Source organism: Fictibacillus macauensis ZFHKF-1, assembly GCF_000269865.1.
Taxonomy (GTDB): Bacteria; Bacillota; Bacilli; order Bacillales; family Fictibacillaceae; genus Fictibacillus_C; species Fictibacillus_C macauensis.
In genome coordinates, this window is sequence record NZ_AKKV01000025.1 from 19,139 (window position 1) to 43,220 (window position 24,082).

A 24,082-nucleotide genomic window follows, 5' to 3' on the forward strand; every position below is an offset into this window, starting at 1 on the left:
AAGCCCTTTTTACTTCTTTAACTGTTAAAATATTCGACAATTTTCATGGCAACATAAGCAATTCCAGCCGCAATAAGCGGTCCGACAGCCACGCCATTAAAGAGCGCGACAGCAAGAATCGTGCCAATTACAAGCGCTGCCGTGATGTGAGGATCATTTTGCAAAAGAATTAACCCTTTGGATGCAATGAGTGCTACAAAAATTCCTGAAAACAGCGCAATCCAGGCAAATGAAGATTTGACAGCCTCCTGCATTTGCTTCAAACCGATCTCTCCAGTTGCAATGGGTACGAGTACAGCAATGGTAATAATCGTTACACCCCAGTTAATTCCTTTTTGCGATACGATCGGAAATAATTTATCGCCAAGCCCGGTGAATTTAAGGACAAGCAAGACGGCAATGGCAATGATTAGCGACTGATTTTTTGCAAGAAGTGCGATCAGTAATAGCGCAATTAAAAATAAGTATGATTGCATAGCGTTTTAAAACCTTCTTTCAACATTTAAAGAATTGGGGAGATAAAGATGCAGCGGTTACTCCGTTTTTTACTCGTTGTTGTTACCGCGGGTGTGGTGTTTATTTTATGTTTTTATTTATCGAAAGTGACGTATCCGTTTATTTTTGGCGCCATCATCGCCATGATTATTAATCCTTTTGTTAATTTTCTCGTAGAAAAGGGGCGTTTCCCGCGATCGGCCGCTGTCTGTACAGCATTATTACTCTTAATTGCCATCGTCGCAGGCATGATTCTTTTGTTGCTTCGAGAATTCTTTTCAGGTATATCCTATCTTGCCCATACCCTGCCAACCTATAGCAATGATCTTATTTATTATTTAGAAACATTTTTTTCTACGAAAATCTTACCCATTTATAATGACATTAGTAAAATGTTTAGCGCGCTCGATGACTCCCACCAACATACGATTATGAAAACAATTAATGAGCTCGGCGCAAAGCTTGGTTCTTCCATTTCACAGGCAGCTAGTTCTTTAATTAATGCTTTATCGGGGCTGTTCGTGCAGTTGCCTACGCTCGTTACCACTTTTATTTTCTCACTATTAGCAGCCTTTTTCATGTCTAAAGATTGGTACCGCTTTTCACGCTACCTTTCAAAAACGGCTTCTGAAAAATGGGCAAAAAGCGCCCGCACGGTGTATATCGAACTTCGAAAGGCGCTCTTTGGCTTTGCGAAAGCACAGCTTACCTTAATTTCGATTACGGCGATCATCGTGCTGATTGGATTGCTGATTCTGCGTGTAAAGTACGCCATTACGATTGCACTTCTCATAGGGGTAGTGGATTTGTTGCCGTACTTAGGAACAGGTGTAGCGTTCGTTCCGTGGATTGCGTATACCTTTCTATCAGGCAACTATCCTTTAACCATTGGTCTTTCCATCTTATACGGTGTGATTATTATCCAACGCCAAGTAGCAGAGCCGAAAATTTTATCATCAACCATTGGCTTAGACCCCCTAGCAACGCTCATTGCCTTATTTGTTGGCTATCAATGGTTCGGTTTCATTGGTTTAATTGTTGGACCAGCTTTTCTCGTGTTGTTACGCGCCCTTCATCAAGCGAACTTTTTTAAAGAACTATATCAATTTATTAAAGGGCAATAAGTGAAAAAAGAACGAAGGTGAGAGTAGCACTCCTAACCGTCGTTCTTTTTCCTATTATGCTAGGAACGCTTAATGTGCACACGATGAGCACCTTTGTTTATCTTTTGGCCTACATACTTTACAACCCACACTTTAGCGAGCACTCTCGTTGGTGGAAAGAGTAACAGCAACCCAACAACGTCTGTTAAAAAACCTGGGATGAGTAGAAGCAAGCCCCCTAGAACGATACAAAGTCCATCCAGTAACGATTGACTTGGCACCTGACCATATTGGAGCTGTTGTTTCACATTTTTCACTACGTGTAATCCTTGGCGCTTTGCAAGCCAGGCACCAAAAAAACTTGTAATGACGATGATGGCAATCGTCGGCAGCGCGCCAAGCAAATGACCAATCCATACAGCGATTGCGATTTCACCTACTGACACGATTAGAAAAAAAAGCACTAGCGCTCTCAACCTATCGCCCTCCACTTCACTTTAAAAAAAAGAGAAGGATTTCTCCTTCTCTTCGTATTATAAATTATAAAACGTTTTTATGCCCATCATAGATATCACCTGTTGATGCATCTACGGTAATTTCTTGACCTGTCGTTAACAGTGTTGTTGCGTTTTGCAAGCCAACAATAACTGGTTTACCAAGGCTAACACCTACGACCGCTGCATGGCTAGTTAAGCCACCTTCTTCAGTAATAATTGCGCCAGCACGTTCAATTGCAGGCATCATCTCACGATCTGTTCCAATCGTTACTAGAATATCTCCCGCTGTTACCGCTTCTGCTTCAGCTGCATTTCTTGCAACAACCACTCGGCCTGAAGCAGATTGTTGACCAATTCCTTGCCCTTTTGCAAGTACATCACCGATTACATGAACTTTTAGCAAGTTGGTAGATCCTGTTTTCCCTACAGGTACGCCCGCTGTAATCACGACCACGCTGCCATGGTGAACAAGACCGCTAGCTAGTGAAGATTCAATCGCTACTTGGAACATTTCATCCGTTGTTTCTGCTTTCTTGCCACGAACCGGATACACACCCCAGACAAGCGCTAATTTACGCATGACATCTTCATGGCTTGTAACAGCAATAAGCGGTGCTTTCGGACGATATTTAGAAATCATACGTGCTGTGAAACCACGCTCTGTCGCCGTTAAGATTGCATCAGATTCAAGGTTTAATGCTGTAAAGGAAACCGATTGAGAAATAGCATCTGTAATTGTTGTTTTGCTTTCTTTGCTGCGCTGTGAAAGAATACTACGATAATCAAGACCTGCTTCTGCACGGCTTGCAATTTTATGCATCGTTTGTACCGCTTCAACTGGATACGTTCCTGCCGCTGTTTCTCCTGAGAGCATAATTGCGTCCGTTCCATCAAAGATGGCATTGGCTACGTCACTTGCTTCTGCACGTGTAGGACGTGGGTTACGTTGCATAGAATCTAACATTTGTGTTGCTGTAATAACTGGTTTGCCAAGCTCATTACACTTTTTAATCAACATTTTTTGAACGAGTGGTACTTCTTCAGCTGGAATTTCCACGCCAAGATCTCCACGCGCAACCATTAAACCGTCAGAAACCGCAAGAATTTCATCGATGTTTTCCACACCTTCTTGGTTTTCAATTTTCGGGATGATTTGAATGCTTTGTGCTTGGTGTTTTTCTAGAATTTCACGAATTTCTAACACGTCTGTCGCACGACGAACGAAAGAAGCTGCGATAAAGTCAATGCCTTGTTCAATACCAAATTCGATATCCTTTGCATCTTTATCTGTAATACCTGGAAGCTTCACGCTCACGTTTGGCACGTTAACACCTTTTTTGTTTTTCAACGTTCCGCTATTTAATACTTTTGTTGTTAATTCTTTTTGTCCAACATTCATTACTTCAAGCTCAATTAAGCCATCATCAAGCAAGATTTTTGAGCCAACGCGAACATCATCTACAAGTCCAGGATATGTAACAGAAATTTTCTTTTCATTTCCGATTACTTCCTCCATGGAAATAACAAGTTCTTGTCCCGCTACTAGTTCAGCGACGCCGCCTTCTAACGTTTGAGTACGAATTTCAGGTCCTTTCGTATCCAAAAGAATGGCTACGGTTTTACCAAGCTTTTCAGCTGCGATGCGAATATTTTTAATACGCGCTCCGTGCTCTTCGAAATCTCCGTGTGAGAAGTTAAGACGAGCGACGTTCATGCCCGCTTCCATTAATTGTGTAAGCTTTTCAATACTTTCACTTGCTGGTCCAATTGTACAAACGATTTTTGTTTTACGCATAATTGCCTCCTGTGTTTCTGTTCATTTTTCTTTAGATCGATAGTTCTTGAGATAGACGATACATATTCAAATCAAGTGTATGTTTACTTGTTAAAATATCTTGAATATCGTGATCCACGAGTTTGCTATTTTGCACACCAACAGTACGGCCTGCTTTCCCTTCTAGCAAAAGCTCTACAGCTCTTGCGCCTAAGCGGCTCGCAAGCACGCGGTCAAAGGCTGATGGCGAACCTCCACGTTGAATGTGGCCAAGTACAGTTACACGTGTATCTAGTTTTGTTTTTTCTTGAATTTGCTTTCCAATTTCAAGCCCGCTACAAACCCCTTCAGCGACGATAATGATACTATGTTTCTTACCGCGCTCAAGACCGTGATTTAAACGCTCAATGATTTGTTCCATTTCATGCGTTTCTTCTGGAATTAAGATGGATTCTGCGCCATCTGCTAACCCTGCCCAAAGGGCAAGATCACCAGCATCTCGACCCATAACCTCAATCACATACGTACGGTCATGACTTGTTGCTGTATCACGAATTTTATCAATAGCTTCAATAATCGTATTAAGAGCTGTATCAAAACCGATTGTAAAATCTGTACCTGGAATATCGTTATCTATCGTGCCCGGTAAACCAATGGTTGGGAAGCCTTGCTCTGTCAGTCTCAATGCTCCTTGAAACGAACCATCGCCACCGATGACTACAAGACCTTCAATGCCAAACTTTTTTAATTGCTCGATGCCCTTCGCTTGTCCTTCAGGTGTTTTGAATTCTTCACAGCGCGCCGTACGAAGCATTGTACCGCCTCTATGAATGATATCGCCAACAGAACCAAGCTCTAGTTTAGTAATATTACCCTCAATAAGTCCAGCATAACCGTTGTAGATTCCATAAACTTCTAAATCATGATAAATTCCTTTACGTACGACAGCACGAATGGCAGCGTTCATCCCTGGCGCGTCTCCTCCACTTGTAAGGACTCCAATTCGTTTCATGTTTCCTTCCACCTCTCCAGTATTCTCATCTTATTAAAATATCATGTTCAAAAGTCGAGCACAATAGACAACAAAAGACAAAAAATGCGCTCTCCCACATAGGAGAAAGCACATTTCTTATTTCATCACAATGGAACCGTTTTCAACCGTGAATTGTCCCATTTTTTTGTATTTTTCGTAACGTTGTTGCACCAGCTCTGCTTCACTTAATTTTGAAAGTTCTTCCAATGATCGTTTCAACACAAAATCAATGCGAATGGCTTGCTCTTTCACATCGTGATGAGCGCCACCTTTCACTTCTGGAATAATTTCATCAATGACACCTAGCTCCTTTAAGTCTGGAGCTGTAATTTTCATTGATTCGGCTGCCACTTTTGCTTGTGTTGCATCTTTCCACAAAATCGAGGCTGCTCCTTCTGGAGAAATGACCGAATACCAAGCATTTTCAAGCATATGAACGTGGTTACCAACACCAATGGCTAAGGCCCCACCACTAGCGCCTTCGCCGATGATAATACAAATAATAGGTACAGTAAGACCAGCCATTTCTACGAGGTTACGAGCAATCGCTTCACTTTGGCCACGTTCCTCAGCAGACTTTCCTGGGAAGGCACCCTTCGTATCAATTAAGCAAACAACTGGACGGGAAAACTTCTCAGCCTGCTTCATTAACCGAAGCGCTTTACGATAGCCTTCTGGATGTGGCATTCCGAAATTACGGCGGATGTTTTCTTTCGTGTCTTTACCGCGTTGATGACCAATAACGGTAACCGGCTGATCATGAAACAAGCCAATACCTGCTACGATCGCTTCATCATCGCCGTAAAGGCGATCACCATGCAATTCAATAAAATCCGTAAACAAGTGAGAGACATAATCAAGGGTCGTCGGACGCTCAGGATGACGAGCAACAAGGACGCGATCCCACGGGCTCATGTTTTCATACGTATCATTTTGCAACGACGCGAGACGATCCTCAAGCCTTGTAATCTCATCGGTTAGATCGATGCTCTTTTCTTCCATGAACGCTTTCAATTCAGCAATCTTATTTTCTAGTTCTACCATTGGGCGTTCAAATTCTAGCTCTCCTGCCATGACTATTCTCTCCCTCCTAAATGGATTTTCAGTACGGTTGTTAACGTATCTTTCATGTCCTCTCGATGAATAACTTTATCAAGTTGACCGTGTTTTAGCAAAAATTCTGCTGTTTGGAAGTCTTCTGGAAGATCTTCACGAATGGTTTGTTCAATAACGCGACGACCGGCAAAGCCGATTAATGCTTTTGGTTCAGCAAAGTTATAATCCCCTACGGACGCAAAACTCGCCGAAACCCCACCTGTTGTTGGGTGCGTCATAATAGAGATAAAAAGCTGCCCACAATCACTCAAGCGACGGAGCGCAACGCTCGTTTTTGCCATTTGCATTAGGCTTAAGATCGCTTCTTGCATACGCGCACCACCCGATGCTGTAAAAATAATAAACGGCGTCTTCTTCTCGATCGCTTTCTCAATCGCACGCGTAATTTTCTCACCAACGACCGATCCCATACTACCCATACGGAACCTAGAATCCATGACTGCCACAACGACTGGATAACCATTAATCTTACCTTCACCCGTCAAAACAGCTTCATTCATATTCGTTTTTTTACGATCGCTGTCAAGTTTCTCTAAATACCCTGGAAAGCCTAGCGGGTTTTCGGAAATTAATTCACGATCAAGTTCTTGAAAAGTACCTTCATCAATCAAGCTTTCAATGCGTTCATGAGAAGGCATCGGATAATGGTAGCCACAGGATTGACATACAAGAAGATTTTTCTTTAATTCTTTCGTATACATAATGTGCTTACAGTCTGGACATTTCGACATCAGACCTTCTGGCACTTCTTGTTTCATTTTTTCAGTTGGTATTGTGGCATATTTCTTCTTTTTAGCGAAAAAATCTTTTAACAAAATAACACCACCCTTTGTTGTACTAATTTGCTGCTATGTACGAGAAAAAATTCTCCATGCTTCATCGCTATCCTTGTTCTTCAAATGCTGCAATAACTGCATGCACTCATCATAATCAAGGAACGCTGAACCTATTGGTAAAGAAGCTTCATAGCTTGTTAACTCGACCCAAAGTCGATAGAGAAGTTGATTTCCGCACATTCCAATAACACTTTCTTGAAATTGTAAAGAAAGGGTTGATCGCAGCACAGTATCTTCTGTTGCTTTCATTGAAGTGAGCAAGTTGGTTAACGCTTGCTCATCCTCTCTTGTCATACGGTATGCGCCAAGAGATAAGCATTCTTTAATGACCATTGCCCGTGTTTGCAACAAGTCTTTAACAGTTGCGTCGTCATGTAAAACGAAGGATGCGAGCACTTCAACGAGTCGATGCTGAGAAGGCGGACGAATAAACGTCCCCTCGCCTCGCTTCGTTTCAATTAAGCCGAGCAGCTCTAGAGAGCGCAATGCCTCTCGTACAGAAGAACGACCTGCTTGTACGAGATGTGCTAGCACTCGTTCCGACGGAAGCTTGTCTCCTGCTTGCAAACCGCCTTCTTGAATAATCGTCTTTAACTTACGTAAAATCTCTACATAAACTTTTTCAGAAGCAATTGACAATGTCTTTGCCCCCTTCTGACAACCTATTCTTTATCAATCCAAGAGAGACGACGTGTCTTTTCAGCAATTTCCTCAGGATCTACTTTTAAACGAGCAACGCCTGTCTCCATCGCTGTCTTAGCTACAGCAGCTGCTACAGCAGGTGCCACGCGTGGATCAAACGGTGCTGGAATAACGTAATCTGGGTTTAACTCACTATCGGCTACAAGATTAGCAATGGCATGAACCGCTGCAATCTTCATCTCTTCGTTAATGTGTGTAGCACGAACATCAAGTGCACCACGGAAAATTCCTGGGAAAGCTAACACATTATTGACTTGGTTAGGAAAATCAGAACGACCTGTACCAACGACCATCGCCCCTGCATCACGTGCCTCTTGTGGCATAATTTCTGGGTTTGGGTTCGCCATTGCGAAAATGATTGGTTGCTCATTCATAGACGCTACCATCTCACTCGTTAGAGCACCTTCTACAGACACACCAACAAAGACGTCTGTGCCAGCAATAACTTCCTTCAGCGTTCCTTCTTTCTTTTGGCGATTTGTAAACTTCGCTACTTCGCTTTTAACGATGTTCATACCAAACGGACGACCTTCGTAAATTGCCCCTTTTGTATCACACATCACGATATCTTTTACACCAAAGCGATCAAGAAGCTTAATAATCGCAATCCCAGCAGCTCCCGCTCCGTTAACCACGACTTTAATTTCTGACATCGTACGGTTTGTAAGTTTCAAGGCATTAACTAGACCCGCTACTGTTACAATGGCCGTTCCATGTTGATCGTCATGAAAAATAGGAATATTGGTTTCTTTTTTCAAGCGTTCTTCTACAAGAAAACAATTGGGTGCAGCAATATCTTCTAGGTTCACTCCACCAAATGTAGGCTCAAGCAGCTTCACCGTTTCCACGATTTTATCTACATCTGTCGTATTTAAACAAATTGGAAACGCATCTACGCCTGCGAAGCTCTTAAATAGAACTGCTTTTCCTTCCATAACAGGAAGCGCCGCTTCGGGACCGATATTTCCAAGACCTAATACGGCCGTTCCATCAGATACCACAGCAACAGTATTGCCCTTCATCGTATATTCATAGACCTTTGCGGGATCATCGTAAATATCTTTACAAGGCTCTGCTACTCCCGGGGAATAAGCTAGGCTTAAATCTTTGGCGTTACGAACAGGAACTTTAGGTGTAGACTCTAATTTCCCTTTGTTCACTCGATGCATATGCAAAGCTTCTTCTCTTAATATAGACATCGTTTCATCTCCTGAGTTTATTATGTCAAGTCATGCAATCTTGAAAGGTCTGGTGATGCTTTGTCCATGTAGCGAGCAACTATGAGTAGTATGCCTTTCCATATGTGAGCGGCATTCTCTCTTAGTGCAAGAATTCCAACGACAATTAACCTACTAGTGGCCAGACCACCAGTGACCTACTTATTATAACAGATGACATCTTGCTGTAAAGTCATTAATTGCCCTTTAAAACAACGTTCCCGTCTCCTAAAAGCGCGGTAATTGCCGAAAGGAGTTTCGTCGTTGCAGCGATGGAATGACCAATTTTCACAGTCTTATTTTGGCGTTCATAATAAAGAATAACAGGCGTAGAACCTTCACTATGTTCTAATAATTCCTTTACGTGTTGCAATTTATGTGCTGAAATCGAATCCTCGTCGATTTTTAAATACAACGTTTCCTTTTTCGGCTCCGGACGGCTAGCTGCATCTAGCAAACTGGTTGCCTTTTCTAAAATCACTTGCTTGCCTTCATTCTTGTGCTCTACACGCCCCTCTACAATGAGCAACGCTCCTTTTTGGAGAAGACGATAGTGCGCCTTAAATGCTTGCGGAAACACAACGAATTCCATCTCTCCACTTTCGTCACTACCAGTTAAAAACGCCATTTGCTCCCCTTTTTTCGTCTTAATCACACGCGCATTCGTTATCAAAATACCTATGCGGACAAGCGTACGTTGTGCGCTTTCCTTTACATGTGAAATTGGCGCTAACCCATAACGCTTCATCGAGGGACGATACTTTTCCACCGGATGGCCGCTTAAATAAAAGCCAAGCACTTCACGCTCAAACTTTAACCGCTCTGCTTCTTCAAAAGGAGGTACATCTACATAGTTCGGCTTTGTAAGAGATTCTCCTTCACGAAAGAGACCAAATTGCCCTTCTTCCTTGGAATCATGCATCCGTTCTCCATAGGATAATGCCTCATCCAATGAAGCAAGCAAGCTAGCACGATCTCGTCCCCATTCATCACAAGCTCCAGCAAAAATGAGTGACTCTAGCATTCGTCGATGCAGCTGACGCCCACCTAACGCGCTACATACATCAAATAAATCAGAAAAGGGGTGAAGCGCTCGTGCTTCAAGCAATTGTTGAATGGCCTGATTTCCTGCGTTTTTAACGGTAAATAGTCCGAAACGTATCCCGCTATCTTCCACCGTAAAGGCAGCTTCACTTTTTGTAATTGATGGAGGAAGCACAGATATGCCTTGGTCTTTACATTCTCTTACATATTGTGCCACTTTATCAGGATTACCCGCTACACTCGATAACAATGCCGCCATGAAATAAAGCGGATAATTCGCTTTTAAATAAGCCAACTGGTAAGAGATGATGCTATACGAAACAGCATGACTTCGATTAAAACCGTAATCGGCAAAGCGAACAATTAAATCGTAAAGCTCGTGAGCAATGTGTTCCTCATATCCTTTGGCAAGACACCCTGCTACGAAATGCTTGCGCTCCTGATCCAGGACATCGCGCTTCTTTTTACTAACAGCTCGTCGTAGCAAATCGGCTTCACCAAGAGAAAAACCGGCAATTTCAGAAGCAATTTTCATAATTTGTTCTTGATAGACGATCACGCCATACGTAGATTGAAGAATCGGTTGAAGTGCTTCATGCAAATAGTGAACAGGCTTCGTCCCATGTTTCCCTTCAATATAACTAGAAATATTTTGCATTGGACCTGGACGATACAGCGCATTAACCGCCACGATATCTTCAAATTCCGTTGGCTTTAATTGTTGCAGTACGCGTCTCATGCCGTCAGACTCTAATTGGAAAATACCTGACGTCTCTCCTCGCCCGAGTAGCGCGAAGGTTTTCTCGTCATGAAAAGGAATCGAAGCAAGCACAATCTGCTCTCCCGTTCCTTCTCGTATGCGCTCAGTAATGTTTTCAAGCAACGTTAAATTGCGCAGTCCGAGAAAATCCATCTTAAGCAAGCCGAGTGCTTCAAGCCATTCCATACTATATTGCGTTAAATAAATGCCATCGTGACCGCGCTGTAAAGGCGTATGCTCGGTTAAAGGCCCCGCGCTAATAATTACACCCGCAGCATGCGTAGACGCGTGGCGTGGCAATCCTTCTAGCACAAGGGCTGTCTGAAATAGCGTCGCCGCTTCGTTACTGCTTTCTAGTAAATTTTTTAACCCATATGACTCTTGCAGCGCCCGCTGTAACGTCATGCCTGGTTGGGATGGAATTTGCTTGGATAGTTGATCAACGAGTGTAGATTCAACGTTGAGCGCGCGTGCAGTATCTCGTAATGCAGCTTTAGCTGCCAATGTACCAAATGTAATAATTTGCGCTACTTGTTCTTGCCCATATTTTCTTTTTACATATTGCAACACTTCATCTCTATGAATATCTGGAAAGTCAATATCAATATCAGGCATCGAAACACGTTCAGGGTTTAAAAAGCGCTCAAATAACAAGTCGTGTGCTAACGGATCTACATCTGTAATTTCTAGCAAATAAGCAACCAATGAACCGGCCGCCGAGCCCCGCCCTGGCCCCGTTAGGATTCCTTGTTCATGAGCAAAACGCATAAAGTCCCAAACGATGAGAAAGTAATCAGCAAACTTCATATTCGTAATAATATCAAGCTCATACGTAAGGCGCTTTCTCACTCTTTCTGTCAGCTCACCATAACGCGCAAGCGCTCCTTCTTCACACAAGTGACGTAAGTAGTGCGACGTCTCCGTATGCTCTGGTAACGGATAACGTGGAATAAGCTGCTCATCAAAGGTTAACGTCACATGACAAAGCGCTGCAATCTGCTCGGTTTGAGCAAGCGCCTCTGGAAAGGCAGCAAACGTTTCGGTTACCTCTTCTTCGCTCGCAAAATAGAAGCGATCAGAAGGAAGAACACGGCGCTGATCATCGTCGATTTTCGTGCCCTCTTTAATCGCCAGCAATACGTCATACGCAGCTGCTTCCTCTTCATGTAAAAAGTACGTTTCATGCGTCACACATAAAGCAACATCGGCTTCCTTACTAAACGAAACAAGCGTCTCATTTAACATTCCTTCCTTCGCGTGACCGTGGTCCTCGATGCCTAAATAAAAATAAGAGGAAAATATTTCTTTATAATAGCGAACGGTTTCTAACGCAGTATGTACTTCCTGTCGAAGTAAGAGTTGCTGAACTTCTCCTTCTACTCCCGCAGAAATAGCAAGCAAACCCTCACAATAGCGTAAAAGCGTATCTTTTTGTAACCATGGCGTCGTCTCATGACTCATAATGGTTGAACTGATTTTTAAAAGGTTCCGATAGCCTGTTTCGTTTCGCGCATACAATAAGAGCGTTCCAAGAACAGGCTGATCTCGCGGCGATAAGAGCGGCTGCAAAAGAAAGCTTACCTCTAAGCCAATAATCGGCTGAATACCTTCTTGTTGGCAAGCGCGATAAAACGGGATGACACCGTACATATTTGCTTTGTCTGTAATCGCTAACGCCTTCATGCCGGCTGCTTTTGCTTGTTGGACAAGTGGCTTAATGCGGCAAAAGCTTTCGAGAAGGCTATATTCTGTATGAATGTGTAAAGGTACAAAAGCCAAAAAAGACCACTTCTTTCCGTTCATTTTCTACTTATTATAGTATACCTTATGCGCTTTAGAAAACGCCCGCTAAAGTAACTAGCATATTTTTACGGACAAGATGATACACATGAAGTAAGGAGGAGGTGCCTATGAGAGAAACATTAGCTGCTACTATCATTACGTTTTTCATTGCTTTTGGCGTCATTCTCGGCGGCGCTATTATCGGGGGTTTAGCAGCCTTTCTTGTCGGTAAAGCTCCCCTCATGGAAACGGTTGATTTAGCACGCAAACTAAAAATATGGGCAATCGTGGCGGCAATGGGCGGCACATTTGACACGATTACCAATTTTGAACGCAGCTTCTTAACGGGTGCCACCCATGAAATCATTAAGCAAATTATTATTATTTTTATTGCAATGGCCGGCGCCAACGCAGCTATGGTTCTTCTTCAATGGCTTACTCAGGAGAATTTGAATTAATATGCGAATTCCACCGTTTTTTTCTCGCAAAGAGTATCAACGCTTTCTAGCAGGAATATTTCTCGGCTTTCTCGTCGGCTGGTTGTTTTTTTTACTGCAATACGGTTGGACTGTCGAGCACTATGTACGCAAGATTGATACGCAAGCGCGAAGTATTAATGATCTTAAAGAGCAAATTTCACAGTGGAAAAGCACGTACGAAAAGAACAATGCCGAGAATGAAAAGAAGCTGCGCCTTCAGCGCATTAAAGTATTTGCAACCAAAAGCGCTTCACTCTCTCTGTCGCAATTGAAGATTTATCATATTAGTGAAGATGTCCAAGATCAATTGGAAAATCTGCTCGGTGAAGATTTAGATACCATTCATAAAACAAGAGCGCTAATCTATAAAGCGATTGAAAATAAAATTTATGAACTCGATGGTGAAAGCTATCGCGTGCGCATTGATCATCTATTTTTATACACATCTTTGGAAGTTCATGTGAAAATTGTTCCAGAGAGCTAAGCACAGCCCTATTTTTCTATGGGCTGTTTTTACTGTTTTGTGACAATTCTAACAATCCAATAGCATTTTTATACAATTTTTCGTAAAATAAAGAAAAAAGAGTGGATGATGGGGGTTATGAAGATGATTATTAATCGAAAAGAAATTGCTCAAGCACAAGTAAAAAAAATCCAAGAAGGCTTTTCTGCTTTTGCCGAAACGCGCGAAGTTGCTGAACTCATCAAAAAAGAATTGTTGCGCCTTAACATCCCCGTTCACGAAGATGTTACAGAAGTTGGTTCTTGGTTTATCCCCGAAAAAGTATAGTCGTTAACCGGCACATACTAAAAAAACCGAACGATTATGCCGTCATTTCAGGACAATCGCTCGGATTTTTAGTGTAACAAAGCGTTATTTTTGGTGTTTTTGTACGTATTCCTCACAAAGCGCCGTTAATTCATCCACCAATCTTTCTCCTTCTTCTAGCGAATGTACTGTCGCTCCTGATGCACGAGGATGACCTCCCCCATTATATCTCATCGCTAATTGATTAATAGCAGGTCCTTTTGAACGAATGCGTGTTCGAATATGTCCCGGCTCATCAATAAAAAAGACCCAAGCTAGCATTCCTTCTACGTGTGCGAAAGAATTAACGAGAACAGCTGCCTCACTTACTTCTACACCATAGCGGTCAAGCACAGTTTTTGATAAATGAATGGAGCCTGTATGGCCATTCGTAATTTTAAAATTTTGCATCACATAGCCATTTAGGCGCGCTGTATTTTCTTTCACTTTATACAATTCATCAAATAAATCTTGTGGAACAGCACCTTTTTCCATTAAAAAGGCAGCCGCTCTAAGCGTGTCCGGCGATGTATTAGAGTACAGAAAACGACCCGTATCTCCGATAATACCCGCATATAATAATGAAGCAGCCTCAGCAGTCATCACAAGCCCCTCATCCTCGTGAGCAAGAAACCATTGTACGATCATTTCACTCGTTGAACTAACGGACGTATCAACCCAAACAACATCGCCATAGGGCTCTTCATTCGGATGATGATCAATTTTAATTAACTGCTTGCCTAGCTTATAGCGGCGGTCACTAATCCGTGCTGTATTTGCCGAATCACATACAATAACGAGCGCATCCTCGTAAGACGTCTCTGCAATCTCATCCATCGTTACAAGAAACGTTAATGCAGGGTCTTCTTCTCCTACAAGGTACACCTTTTTTTCTGGAAAGCTTGCTTTTAATAGCGCACCTAAGCCCCCTTGCGAACCGAGCGCATCGGGATCTGGGCGAACATGACGATGGATAATAATCGTGTCATGTGTTTTTATACTTTCAAAAATGAGTTTATTCACTAGTAAATCTCCTTTTTGTTGAAAGGTTATGGCAATTCCAACCTAAAGCGATTACAATGGAAGATGATTACTTTCATGGGGGTCAGAGGAATATGCCGATTTTCGTAATCTTCATTGTTGTTTCCTTTTCATTTTACCTTTTTTATAAAGTAAAAGAAGTGCGTTCACGAGCGATTTATGAAAAAAATTGGCTCTCTTCTAAAGCAAAGCTAGCTCTTGGACTATTCTTAACAGCGTTTGGCTTAAATATTTTTACGATGGTCAATACAAAGCCTCAGCTCTGGGTTGCCATCATCTTTTGTGTGTACGGGCTCTTCCTCATCATTGCCGGCTACAAGCGGTACAAGTATTATCTTCCCTTTGCTATTGAAGAAGCCGAACAACACAAATCACTGCATAAAGCATAACAAGGCCGGGACATGTCCCGGTCTTGTTCGTTGTTAGGAGCGACCTAGCAGTTGAGCCGTGAGTAACGCTTTCCCAACGACGGCTCCTTCGTGATAAAGCTCCACGTCTACTTTTCCAAACTTTCTACTCACTTCTAGCACGCGTGGAACAATTTGAATCGTACTTTCCATTTGTACGGGTTTAATAAAATAAAAGGTTAAATTTTCAACTACGATATCCCCTTTTTTGCTTTTACGAAGCGCCCGCGTAGCCCCTTCAATTACGAGTGTAGACATAACACCGTAAGAAATGGTTCCTAAATAATTTGTCATTTGAGGCGTCACTTCAAATTCATAGGCTCGTTGTTGTCCATCCTTCGCTTCTCGAATGGAAGCGGTAATTAAATCATCAAAGGTTTCCCCCATTTGTGGTTGTTTTTGAATCATTTGCAATGACTTTAAAACGTCTTGTCTCGTTAAGATTCCAAGCAACTTTTGGGTGGAACTAATAACCGGCAATAGTTCAATGCCTTCCCAAATCATCATATGCGCACAAGAGGCGACAGACGTTTTTGGATTCACAGTGATGGGTGCTTTTGTCATTACCTTATCAATCGGTGTTTGGCGCTCTAAACCAATCACGTCTTTAGACGTTACAACGCCAACAATTTTCATGGCTTGATCAACGACTGGGTACCGACTATGCCCCGTCTGCTCATTGAGTGTATACCATTTTTCAAGCTGATCACTAGTATAAAGAATGCTTGTCTCTTCTGCAGGTATTAAAATATCTGCTGCTAAAACTATTTCTTTTTTTATTAACTGATCGTAAATAGCGCGGTTAATCATCGTCGCTACGGTAAAAGAATCATAGCTTGAAGAAATAACCGGAAGCTGCAGCGCATCGGCTAGCTTTTTCACTTCTTCCGTAGCTTCAAATCCGCCGGTAATTAAAACAGCCGCTCCTGAATTTAATGCTAATTCATGTGCATTTTCCCGATTGCCGACAATAAGTAAACTACCAGGATCGACATAGCGCATCATCGCCTCGATTTTCATCGCACCTATTACAAACTTATTTAACGTTTTATGTAACCCTTCTTTACCACCGAGTACTTGACCATCAACAATGTTCACTACTTCAGCAAAGGTAAGCTTTTCAATATTGTCTTTTCGTTTCTTTTCAATGCGAATCGTCCCAACACGCTCAATGGTGCTCACGATTCCTTGGTTTTCTGCCTCTTTAATCGCTCGATAAGCTGTGCCTTCACTTACCGAGAGCGCTTTTGCAATTTGCCGAACGGATATTTTCGATCCAATTTCTAATGATTCAATATAATCTATTAATTGCTCATGCTTCGTCGCCATCTTTCATCACCGTTCCCTTTGGCTCCTGTTTTAACTGTTCTATTACTATTCATTATAACAGGTTTTTCATTTTTTAAAAAGGAAGGTCAATAATTCTTCAACAAAAACGGCTTTCGTTCCTTCTCATTACTGAACAAATCACACTTTTCCTTATTTTGTATCTCTTTTAATTCTAACCAGTTTTTTTGCAACTGTGCTACAAGAGTAATGGCTAAGAACAGCGTCCATAGTACCGAAAAAAGCAATGAACCTACTTCATAAATGTTCCACGGTAGCCGTGGTACTCCGTACACAAGTAAGGCAACTGTTAGCAGTAAACGTAGCGTTTCAAAGCTTTTCATATAAAAACCCCCTTGTTTCATGCTATGCAAGGGAACAAGGAGGCAGAATCATCGTTTATCGTTCTATAGATTGTCCAGGTTCAAGCACTTTACCTTCTCCTTTTAAAGAGGCAACAAACTTATGACCATCCTGTTCAATGAGCGGGAACGTGTTATAGTGCATCGGAATCGTAATGTTCGCACCAATCCATTCTGCCGCAAGCGCCGCATCGTCTGGACCCATTGTAAAATTATCACCAATCGGTAAGAACGCTACATCGACGTTATTTCGCTCACCAATGAGCTTCATATCGGAAAACAATGCGGTATCACCCGCATGATAGATCGTTTTATCTTCCACTGTTAGAAGTAAACCTGCTGGCATACCGGTATAAATAACCGTGCCATCCTCTTCCGTAATGCTTGAACCATGAAAAGCTTGCGTCAGCTTCACATGACCCCAGTCAAATTGATGACCACCACCGATATGCATTGGATGTACATTTAATCCTTTCGCAGCAAAATAATTCGCTAATTCAAATGGCGCAATAATTAAACTATCATTTGCACGTGCAATTTGCTCGGCATCTCCAGCATGATCGCTATGGCCATGCGTTAGTAAAATAACGTCTGGCTTTACATCCGAAACATCAATGACGGCTTGACCATTTCCAGAAATAAAAGGATCAATCCAAATAGAATGGGTTTTCGTTTGAACTTCAACTGCAGATTGTCCATGGAACGTAATTTTCATAGATTACCATCTCCTCATTTGCTGATTATGTACTCACTCTAAAAGTATACCTTTTTTTCTATCACATAGCCTCTTTTTGACTTCTTTAAACCTATTTTGTTAAGTGTCGTTCGTTTACAGCTATGACGCATAATGATACATTTTATAGGAAAGAACACTTTTACTTTATGGTGATAAAAAGGAGAAATGGCTTATGAAACAACTTACAGAACTACAAAACTGGCTAAAAGAGCAGCGCATTGAAGGTGCCTTTATTACTTCAACAGCAAATGTTTATTACTTAACAGGCTTTCGTTGTTTTCCACACGAACGTCTATTAGGTGTTTTTGTTTTTGCTGAACAAGATCCGATTCTTGTCTGTCCTGGAATGGAAGTTCATCAAGCAAGAACAGCTGGCTGGGAAGGCGAAATTCTCCCTTTTTCAGATACTGACCACCCTTGGGATCTTATTGCGCAACGTTTACCAGAATCGTTTCGTGATGCCACACTTTCCATTGCAGTAGAAAAAGAACATCTTTCCTACGCGCGTGGCATGCAATTGCTCGCTCTTTTCCCTAATGCCACACTCGTTTCAGCTGAACATCAGTTAAATGAGATGCGGGTGTTAAAAACACCAGAAGAGCTTGCTATTTTAAGAAAAGCAGCTGCATTGGCGGATTATGGCGTTGAAGTTGGTGTTCAAACGATTGCAAAAGGCGTCTCTGAGCTAGAACTCGTAGCAGCCGTCGAGCAAGCAGTAAAAAAACGTGGCGCTTCTGAAATGTCGTTTGCAACGACGATTTTAACTGGTGCAAATTCAGCGTTACCGCACGGCAAACCGGGCTTAAATGAAATTCAACCAGGCGATTTTGTTTTATTTGACTTAGGTGTTGTCGTTGACGGCTATTGCTCAGATATCACACGTACGGTAGCTTATCAACACGTTTCAGACAAACAACGCGAAATTTATGAAACGGTGCGTGCTGCACAACAAGCTTCATTAGACGCTAGTAAGCCAGGTAGCCGCATTGGCGACATCGATCTAGCTGCACGACGTGTGATTGAGAATGCAGGCTACGGCGATTACTTCCCTCACCGCATCGGTCACGGCCTTGGGTTAGATGTTCATGAGCATCCATCCCTGAATGCCACAAACCAAGAGGCATTAAAAGCGGGTATGGTCTATACGATTGAACCTGGCATTTATGTACCTGAAGTTGGCGGTGTTCGCATTGAAGATGATGTATACATTACCGAAAATGGCCACGAATGTTTAACGAAATTCACAAAAGAATTAACGATTATTAAATAACACGCAAAACAGCCTTAACTCATTCAAAATGGCTTTATCATCAATTTTGGTGATAAAGCCATTTTTGCATGTCACTCGTTCGTTTCATTTTAGATTGTCTTACGCACCGAAAACTGAAGTAGCGCGCAGGAGCCTCCGAAGGCGCCACAAAAACAGAGGAGTATTGTGTCCCAAATCCTCCTTTATATAGGTTGCGGCTGATGTCTTCTTTACTTCCTAACACAACAAAAAAAATCATCCACTAGAACATGGGATGATTCATAATAACAACCTGTTTATGTATGCACATGACCGTTATTTACGATGCCGATTAATAACATCTAAGCCACCTGTTGCTGAAATAACACTTCCTGTAATCATATCCGATTGCTCTTCACACAAAAAAGCAATGATTCGGGCAATATCTTCACCCGTTCCCGATCGGCCGATTGGCGTATCGGCGTCTTGCAACCGCCGTGCTTCCTCGATGCTTGCTTCTTTCATATCACCAACAATATTCCCTGGGCATACCATATTAGCAGTAATACCATGCTCTGCTTCTTCTAGAGCAATTGTTTTTGTTAGAGATACAAGACCCACTTTCGCTGCACTAAATGCGGAACGATACACCCAACCTGGTGTATACTCTGCATCTTGAAAACCATACGTTATGATGCGACCAAAGTGCTGTTTGCGCATAATCGGAATGACAATTTTTAAAAAGTGATAAACCGCACTTAGATTGCCTTCAATCATTTCATACCATTCATGGTCTTCATAGTCTGCTAACTTCTTCCTTTCAAACACGTACGGTCCTGCATTGTTTATTAAAAAGTGAATGGCTCCGAACCGAGCAACCGCTTCTTTACAAATACGCTGAATGTCTTCTTTCTTTGTAATATCACCTTGAACAAAGTGCAAACGATCACGATGACTCTTCCATTCCTGTTGTAGATGAAGAACAGATTCCTCATCACTTCGGTAATTTACCGACACACAATAGCCTTTATTCAATAGCGCGAGCGTTACTTGCTTCCCTAATCCTTTTGAACCGGCCGTTACAATAGCATGTTTCAAGATTCTCCTCCTCTACTTACCTTCTTTTGTACTCCTATTGTAACCATTTCTTCAGTTAGAAGTCTATTTTAAGGCGATTGGTCGTAAAAAATGAGCGGCCGTGGCCGCTCGCGTTTGCCTTACTGCAGTGATTCTTCATCTTCTGTTTTCGTGTCTTGCGCTTGTTGATCTACATAGTCAACCACTCCGCTTTGATACGATTGCGTAATTTGCTCTGCAATAATTCGCTCATTTTCATCAAAATCTTTAAACGATGAACGCTCTTTTTCCATAGAAAATCGTCTCCTCTCCCTAGTTTCCCTTAGTGTGAACGAGCGACTTCTGTTTTAGCAGTCCATCTTTTACCACTATAGCCCACTCTTAAGAGCGCATTTCAAAAACCCCTTTTTTCCTGTATGATAAAGAAAACGACTAAAGGAGTGCGGTGTATGAAATATTTTACATACGATGAACGACTAGGCATCCATACGCCAGACTTACATCAGTCGTGGGAGCTTTATTCCTCACATGAACAAGCCGCGATATTATCGCAATGGGAAAACATTCGCGGTACGATTCCCGATCGTATTTTAGCTATTGAACAGACAATCAATACGAAGCAGGATCAACTTAGCCTAGAAGAAGATTTCGAACGATCTTGTGAATTAAATTGGGAAATTGCCTCTCACGCTTCGGTTATTAATGATTTATGGCTTTGGTATCGCACAGCAGAACATGTAACAAACAAAGCCCATACGTAACGCCCGAACGAATACTCGCTCGGGCGTCTGTTTTACATTTTTTCAACTAAATAGCGTTTTTGATAAAATTTATGAGCAAACTCTGTGACTTCTCTTGCCTTTTGATAGTTAATGCCCGCTCCAAATACAACGCCAAGCAGCGGTATACCTTGCACGGCTTTTTTCTTCAATAGCGATAACACGACCGCCTTGACACCTTGCTTTAAAGGCATTGCTAACCACGCCACATCCGCAATAACCTCTTCTCCTTCATAAAAGAATGGATCATATTCTTGATTTGCAATTTCTTGCATGAGCTCATTCCAACTTTCATGCTGATAACGTTTCGGTAACGTTGCCGCATGAAAAACTTTTAATGACATCATCATTTCTGCGGGACGATGAATATCATAGCCGTAGTTCATGGCGATATATTGAATCGAGCGGATTTGCAGTGCAATCATTGCAGGAATGTCCAAGCCAAGAAACAGCAGGCCTCCTGTTCCAGACAAACCACCTTGCGCCAGTGATAACAAGCGATTACGCGCAATTTGTTGTTGCGCGATATATGTAAGCTGATCAATCGAACATTTTTTCATATCTTCAATGTCTTCAATATCTCCATGAAAAATTCGTCCGCTCGTTAAAAGCTTATCACGCACATCCTTTTGATAGCTTGAATTTTGAATTAAGGCATGCACATGAAATAAGATGCCATCCATTTTTTCATTCATTTTTTGGAGAAGACTAGGATTAATGCGCGCTAATTGTTGCTGCACAAAACGCTCGTACGTCGCTTCAAAGTCTGTCATTTCATACTCAAAATACGTCTCTTCCCATGCTTCTAGAGCTCTCCATACTTTTTCTTCTCTTGCACTCAATGCCAAGATAACCACCTACCTTTTATGCCATTTGTCTTTCTTTGTATTATACATACTTTCGGTTGCTCGCACCAAATAACCTGCTAAAAAAAGAAAAGACCGTTTTTAATATGCTTTTCTACCCACTTGCTATACTAAGGGGAGTTGTATCCACTCGTATTTTTTCCACACTCAGTATTTAAGCAGTATGTAAAAAAACAAGCAATAACTATGGAGTACTCCACAATTATTACTTGTTGTTTTTTATAAGCCTAATCGCACCGTGTCACGAGCAATAACGACTTCTTCATTGGTTGGAATGACAATTACTTTAACTGGAGAATGCGGATAGCTAATGAACGCTTCTTTTCCTCTTACTTGGTTAAGAGCTGGATCCCAATACACGCCCATAAACTCCAAACCACGTAATACACGAGCGCGAACCGTATCGCTGTTTTCACCAATTCCTGCAGTAAAGATAATCGCATCTACACCCGCCATACGCGCTGCGTAAGAGCCAATGTATTTATGAATACGAGAAGCAAATACTTCAAGCGCTAATTCAGCACGTTCGTTACCTTCGTTTGCTTTTTCTTGGATATCGCGAAGATCAGAAGAGAATCCAGATACACCAAGCATTCCACTTTTGTTATTAAGAACATTTAATACTTCTTCAGACGTTTGCCCTGTTTTTTGCATGATGTATGGAATAAGCGCAGGGTCAATATTTCCTGAACGAGTTCCCATCGTCACACCTGCTAGAGGCGTAAAGCCCATTGATGTATCAATTGATTTGCCGCCTTCAATCGCTGCAATACTTGCTCCGTTACCAAGGTGACAAGATAGTAGACGAAGTTGTTCAACAGGACGACCTAACAATTCAGCTGCACGCTCGGAAACGTATTTATGAGATGTACCATGGAATCCATACTTACGAATGCCATAGTCTTCATAATATTCGTACGGTAAGCTATATAAAAATGATTGTTCTGGCATGGATTGGTGGAAAGCTGTATCAAATACCGCAACCGCTGGCACGTTCGGAAGAATTTCTTGGAACGCACGAATACCAACGACGTTTGCTGGATTGTGAAGCGGCGCTAAAAACGATAATTCCTCAATATCTTTAAGAACGTCTTCTGTAATTAAAGCTGAGTCACTAAACTTTTCTCCACCATGCACAACGCGATGACCGATTCCTTCAATTTCATCATACGAAGAAATAACGTCATGTGATGTTAATTTTTCAAGAAGCATTTTAACAGCAATCCCGTGATCTGGAATATCTGTTACTTCTTTTATTTTTTCATCATTTACCTCAATGGTAAAGATGCTATCATTTAACCCAATACGTTCGACAACGCCTTTTGTTAACACAGTCTCTTCAGGCATTTCCAATAGTTGGAACTTCAAAGAAGAACTACCTGCGTTAATCGCAATAATTTTAGCCATAATGTATTTGCTCCTTAACCGCAATGAAAAAGAAGTGTAGTGTTACACTTCTTATCCATCGTTAAATTCATAATATCCTTAACCATTTAAACACCGTTACTTTAATATTTCAAGTTAGTAAAGCGTTTTCTACTTATATTCATTATATTCAGAAATGAATTCGTTTCCATGCAAGGTGCATTTCTTATGAATTAGTATGAACGATTGAGCTCTTCCTTAAACCATTCATTCATCTGGGTCATGATGCGGGAAATAGCTTCTTTATTTGAAAAAGATGGCAAATCAACGAGCAACGCTTGCTTCGGTTTTTTCGTTGTTTCTCCTTGTTTTTGAATCATTAAAATACTTTTCGCATGACTTTCTTGCTTAAATAATGAATGAGGCAGTTGAAGCATTCCAATAATTACAGCTTGTTCTTTTAACATTTGTTGAAGCAACGGTGCTTGTTCGCTCGTAAATAAGCTATTAGGAACGAGGTAAATCCCATAGCCAGATGGCTTTAAATAATGCAAACTTTGCTCCATCAATAAATGATGGGCATACGTATGCCCTTCTTTACTATGGACGGTAAAATCTTTTGCTGTCTCATCATCCGGATAATAACCAACCGGTAAATCTGTAACGATTAGGTCGACAGGATCAACATAGAGCGGCTTAATGCTATCTTGATGATAAAATTCAACACCATGTTTTTGTAAATTTGCACTCACCCACGCTAAGCGAAGCAGCGTTTCATCGACTTCAATCCCAAATCCTTGGACGTCTTGAGTTAATTGATTAAGGATGGTCGTCAGTAAGTTACCAGAACCAACAGCCAAATCTAACATCGCAAACTGTTTTTTGCCTTCAGTTACCTTTTGCACTAAATACGATACAAACAGACCAACAGCATCTGGTGTCATCGCATGATGAGGCTGAACAGCTTCTTTCATTCCTTTAAGTACAGCTAATTGAAACGCTTTGCGCACTTCTTCAGGCGCTGTCGTCTCTAGGTTCACTTTGCTATATTCTTTCTCTAAGAAAGCGCGTGTTAGTTGCGAAATTCCCTCTGGAAAATCACCGTGAAACAAATGCTCTCCCGTCTGTGCTAATGCATCTAAGTAAGGGAGATCCTCTTCTTTTTTAATTCGTTCTGCCGTTTCATCTAATGCTGTAAAAAAAGTCTCCATTTTTTCAAAACTACTCATCTTGCCTTCCTCCTTAAAAC

Annotated in this window: 25 protein-coding genes; 7 read left to right on the forward strand and 18 right to left on the reverse strand. The window is 41.7% G+C overall.

The annotated features are described in order from the left end of the window. Positions 1 to 17: 17 nt before the first annotated feature. Positions 18 to 476, reverse strand: a complete 459-nt coding sequence (locus A374_RS09380) for a DUF441 domain-containing protein (protein ID WP_007201962.1) — start codon at positions 474 to 476, stop codon at positions 18 to 20. 48 nt (positions 477 to 524) lie between these two features. On the opposite strand from A374_RS09380, the gene ytvI reads away from it, so the two are divergent. Then, positions 525 to 1,619: a sporulation integral membrane protein YtvI gene (gene ytvI, locus A374_RS09385; protein ID WP_007201963.1), complete on the forward strand. Its 1,095-nt coding sequence runs from the start codon at positions 525 to 527 to the stop codon at positions 1,617 to 1,619. A 59-nt stretch (positions 1,620 to 1,678) separates the two neighbouring features. Here the strand turns inward: ytvI and A374_RS09390 are convergent, their stop codons facing one another. The 8 genes from A374_RS09390 to A374_RS09425 form a co-directional block, all read right to left on the reverse strand. Continuing rightward, on the reverse strand, positions 1,679 to 2,074 hold the full coding sequence (locus A374_RS09390) for an FxsA family protein (protein WP_007201964.1): 396 nt from the start codon (positions 2,072 to 2,074) through the stop codon (positions 1,679 to 1,681). 64 nt (positions 2,075 to 2,138) lie between these two features. Then, positions 2,139 to 3,890: a pyruvate kinase gene (gene pyk, locus A374_RS09395; RefSeq protein WP_007201965.1), complete on the reverse strand. Its 1,752-nt coding sequence runs from the start codon at positions 3,888 to 3,890 to the stop codon at positions 2,139 to 2,141. Between the two features lie 31 nt (positions 3,891 to 3,921). Further along, complete coding sequence (pfkA, locus tag A374_RS09400; RefSeq protein ID WP_007201966.1) at positions 3,922 to 4,881, reverse strand: 6-phosphofructokinase; 960 nt, start codon at positions 4,879 to 4,881, stop codon at positions 3,922 to 3,924. Positions 4,882 to 4,998: 117 nt separating this feature from the next. Next, positions 4,999 to 5,976, reverse strand: a complete 978-nt coding sequence (gene accA / locus A374_RS09405; protein ID WP_007201967.1) for an acetyl-CoA carboxylase carboxyl transferase subunit alpha — start codon at positions 5,974 to 5,976, stop codon at positions 4,999 to 5,001. 2 nt (positions 5,977 to 5,978) lie between these two features. Continuing rightward, positions 5,979 to 6,833, reverse strand: coding sequence for an acetyl-CoA carboxylase, carboxyltransferase subunit beta (gene accD / locus A374_RS09410; protein WP_007201968.1), 855 nt, complete (start codon positions 6,831 to 6,833; stop codon positions 5,979 to 5,981). A 33-nt stretch (positions 6,834 to 6,866) separates the two neighbouring features. Further along, on the reverse strand, positions 6,867 to 7,493 hold the full coding sequence (locus A374_RS09415) for a FadR/GntR family transcriptional regulator (RefSeq protein ID WP_007201969.1): 627 nt from the start codon (positions 7,491 to 7,493) through the stop codon (positions 6,867 to 6,869). 23 nt (positions 7,494 to 7,516) lie between these two features. Next, positions 7,517 to 8,755, reverse strand: a complete 1,239-nt coding sequence (gene ystJ / locus A374_RS09420) for an NADP-dependent malic enzyme (RefSeq protein ID WP_007201970.1) — start codon at positions 8,753 to 8,755, stop codon at positions 7,517 to 7,519. A gap of 214 nt (positions 8,756 to 8,969) precedes the next feature. Next, positions 8,970 to 12,356 carry a DNA polymerase III subunit alpha gene (locus tag A374_RS09425; RefSeq protein WP_007201971.1) on the reverse strand — a complete coding sequence of 1,129 codons (3,387 nt, stop codon included), beginning with the start codon at positions 12,354 to 12,356 and terminating at the stop codon, positions 8,970 to 8,972. A gap of 131 nt (positions 12,357 to 12,487) precedes the next feature. On the opposite strand from A374_RS09425, the gene A374_RS09430 reads away from it, so the two are divergent. From A374_RS09430 to A374_RS09440, 3 genes are all read left to right on the forward strand, one after another. Then, on the forward strand, positions 12,488 to 12,817 hold the full coding sequence (locus tag A374_RS09430; RefSeq protein ID WP_007201972.1) for a YtrH family sporulation protein: 330 nt from the start codon (positions 12,488 to 12,490) through the stop codon (positions 12,815 to 12,817). A 1-nt stretch (position 12,818) separates the two neighbouring features. Further along, positions 12,819 to 13,322: a sporulation membrane protein YtrI gene (ytrI, locus tag A374_RS09435; RefSeq protein WP_007201973.1), complete on the forward strand. Its 504-nt coding sequence runs from the start codon at positions 12,819 to 12,821 to the stop codon at positions 13,320 to 13,322. Positions 13,323 to 13,445: 123 nt separating this feature from the next. Further along, on the forward strand, positions 13,446 to 13,628 hold the full coding sequence (locus A374_RS09440; protein WP_007201974.1) for a YtzJ family protein: 183 nt from the start codon (positions 13,446 to 13,448) through the stop codon (positions 13,626 to 13,628). Between the two features lie 84 nt (positions 13,629 to 13,712). On the opposite strand, the gene A374_RS09445 is transcribed toward A374_RS09440, so the two are convergent. Continuing rightward, the gene (locus tag A374_RS09445; RefSeq protein ID WP_007201975.1) at positions 13,713 to 14,669 is read right to left on the reverse strand and encodes a DHH family phosphoesterase; all 957 of its coding nucleotides are present in this window, start codon (positions 14,667 to 14,669) and stop codon (positions 13,713 to 13,715) included. Between the two features lie 92 nt (positions 14,670 to 14,761). Here A374_RS09445 and A374_RS09450 point away from each other — a divergent pair, with 92 nt between their 5' ends. Continuing rightward, positions 14,762 to 15,076: a YtpI family protein gene (locus tag A374_RS09450; protein WP_007201976.1), complete on the forward strand. Its 315-nt coding sequence runs from the start codon at positions 14,762 to 14,764 to the stop codon at positions 15,074 to 15,076. A 33-nt stretch (positions 15,077 to 15,109) separates the two neighbouring features. Here A374_RS09450 and A374_RS09455 read toward each other — a convergent pair whose 3' ends face one another. The 3 genes from A374_RS09455 to A374_RS09465 all read right to left on the reverse strand — a co-directional run bounded on the left by A374_RS09455 (position 15,110) and on the right by A374_RS09465 (position 17,497). Continuing rightward, entirely contained in the window at positions 15,110 to 16,423 is a 1,314-nt protein-coding gene (locus A374_RS09455) for a CBS domain-containing protein (RefSeq protein ID WP_007201977.1), read from the reverse strand. Positions 16,424 to 16,509: 86 nt separating this feature from the next. Then, positions 16,510 to 16,764, reverse strand: coding sequence for a hypothetical protein (locus tag A374_RS09460; protein ID WP_007201978.1), 255 nt, complete (start codon positions 16,762 to 16,764; stop codon positions 16,510 to 16,512). Between the two features lie 55 nt (positions 16,765 to 16,819). Then, positions 16,820 to 17,497: a metal-dependent hydrolase gene (locus A374_RS09465; protein ID WP_007201979.1), complete on the reverse strand. Its 678-nt coding sequence runs from the start codon at positions 17,495 to 17,497 to the stop codon at positions 16,820 to 16,822. Positions 17,498 to 17,690: 193 nt separating this feature from the next. Between A374_RS09465 and A374_RS09470 the strand changes: the two genes are divergently transcribed. After that, on the forward strand, positions 17,691 to 18,788 hold the full coding sequence (locus A374_RS09470) for a M24 family metallopeptidase (RefSeq protein ID WP_007201980.1): 1,098 nt from the start codon (positions 17,691 to 17,693) through the stop codon (positions 18,786 to 18,788). 294 nt (positions 18,789 to 19,082) lie between these two features. On the opposite strand, the gene A374_RS09475 is transcribed toward A374_RS09470, so the two are convergent. Then, positions 19,083 to 19,844: an SDR family oxidoreductase gene (locus A374_RS09475; RefSeq protein WP_007201981.1), complete on the reverse strand. Its 762-nt coding sequence runs from the start codon at positions 19,842 to 19,844 to the stop codon at positions 19,083 to 19,085. A gap of 119 nt (positions 19,845 to 19,963) precedes the next feature. After that, positions 19,964 to 20,116: a hypothetical protein gene (locus A374_RS20595; RefSeq protein ID WP_156793190.1), complete on the reverse strand. Its 153-nt coding sequence runs from the start codon at positions 20,114 to 20,116 to the stop codon at positions 19,964 to 19,966. A gap of 156 nt (positions 20,117 to 20,272) precedes the next feature. On the opposite strand from A374_RS20595, the gene A374_RS09480 reads away from it, so the two are divergent. Beyond that, positions 20,273 to 20,584, forward strand: coding sequence for a hypothetical protein (locus A374_RS09480; protein ID WP_007201982.1), 312 nt, complete (start codon positions 20,273 to 20,275; stop codon positions 20,582 to 20,584). Between the two features lie 32 nt (positions 20,585 to 20,616). On the opposite strand, the gene A374_RS09485 is transcribed toward A374_RS09480, so the two are convergent. From A374_RS09485 to A374_RS09495, 3 genes are all read right to left on the reverse strand, one after another. Beyond that, positions 20,617 to 21,450, reverse strand: a complete 834-nt coding sequence (locus A374_RS09485) for an EcsC family protein (protein ID WP_040340496.1) — start codon at positions 21,448 to 21,450, stop codon at positions 20,617 to 20,619. A 237-nt stretch (positions 21,451 to 21,687) separates the two neighbouring features. After that, a complete protein-coding gene (locus A374_RS09490; protein ID WP_007201984.1) occupies positions 21,688 to 22,875 on the reverse strand; it encodes an acetate kinase in 1,188 nt (395 codons plus the stop codon). Between the two features lie 191 nt (positions 22,876 to 23,066). After that, positions 23,067 to 24,062 carry a class I SAM-dependent methyltransferase gene (locus A374_RS09495; protein WP_007201985.1) on the reverse strand — a complete coding sequence of 332 codons (996 nt, stop codon included), beginning with the start codon at positions 24,060 to 24,062 and terminating at the stop codon, positions 23,067 to 23,069. Between the last annotated feature and the right edge of the window lie 20 nt (positions 24,063 to 24,082).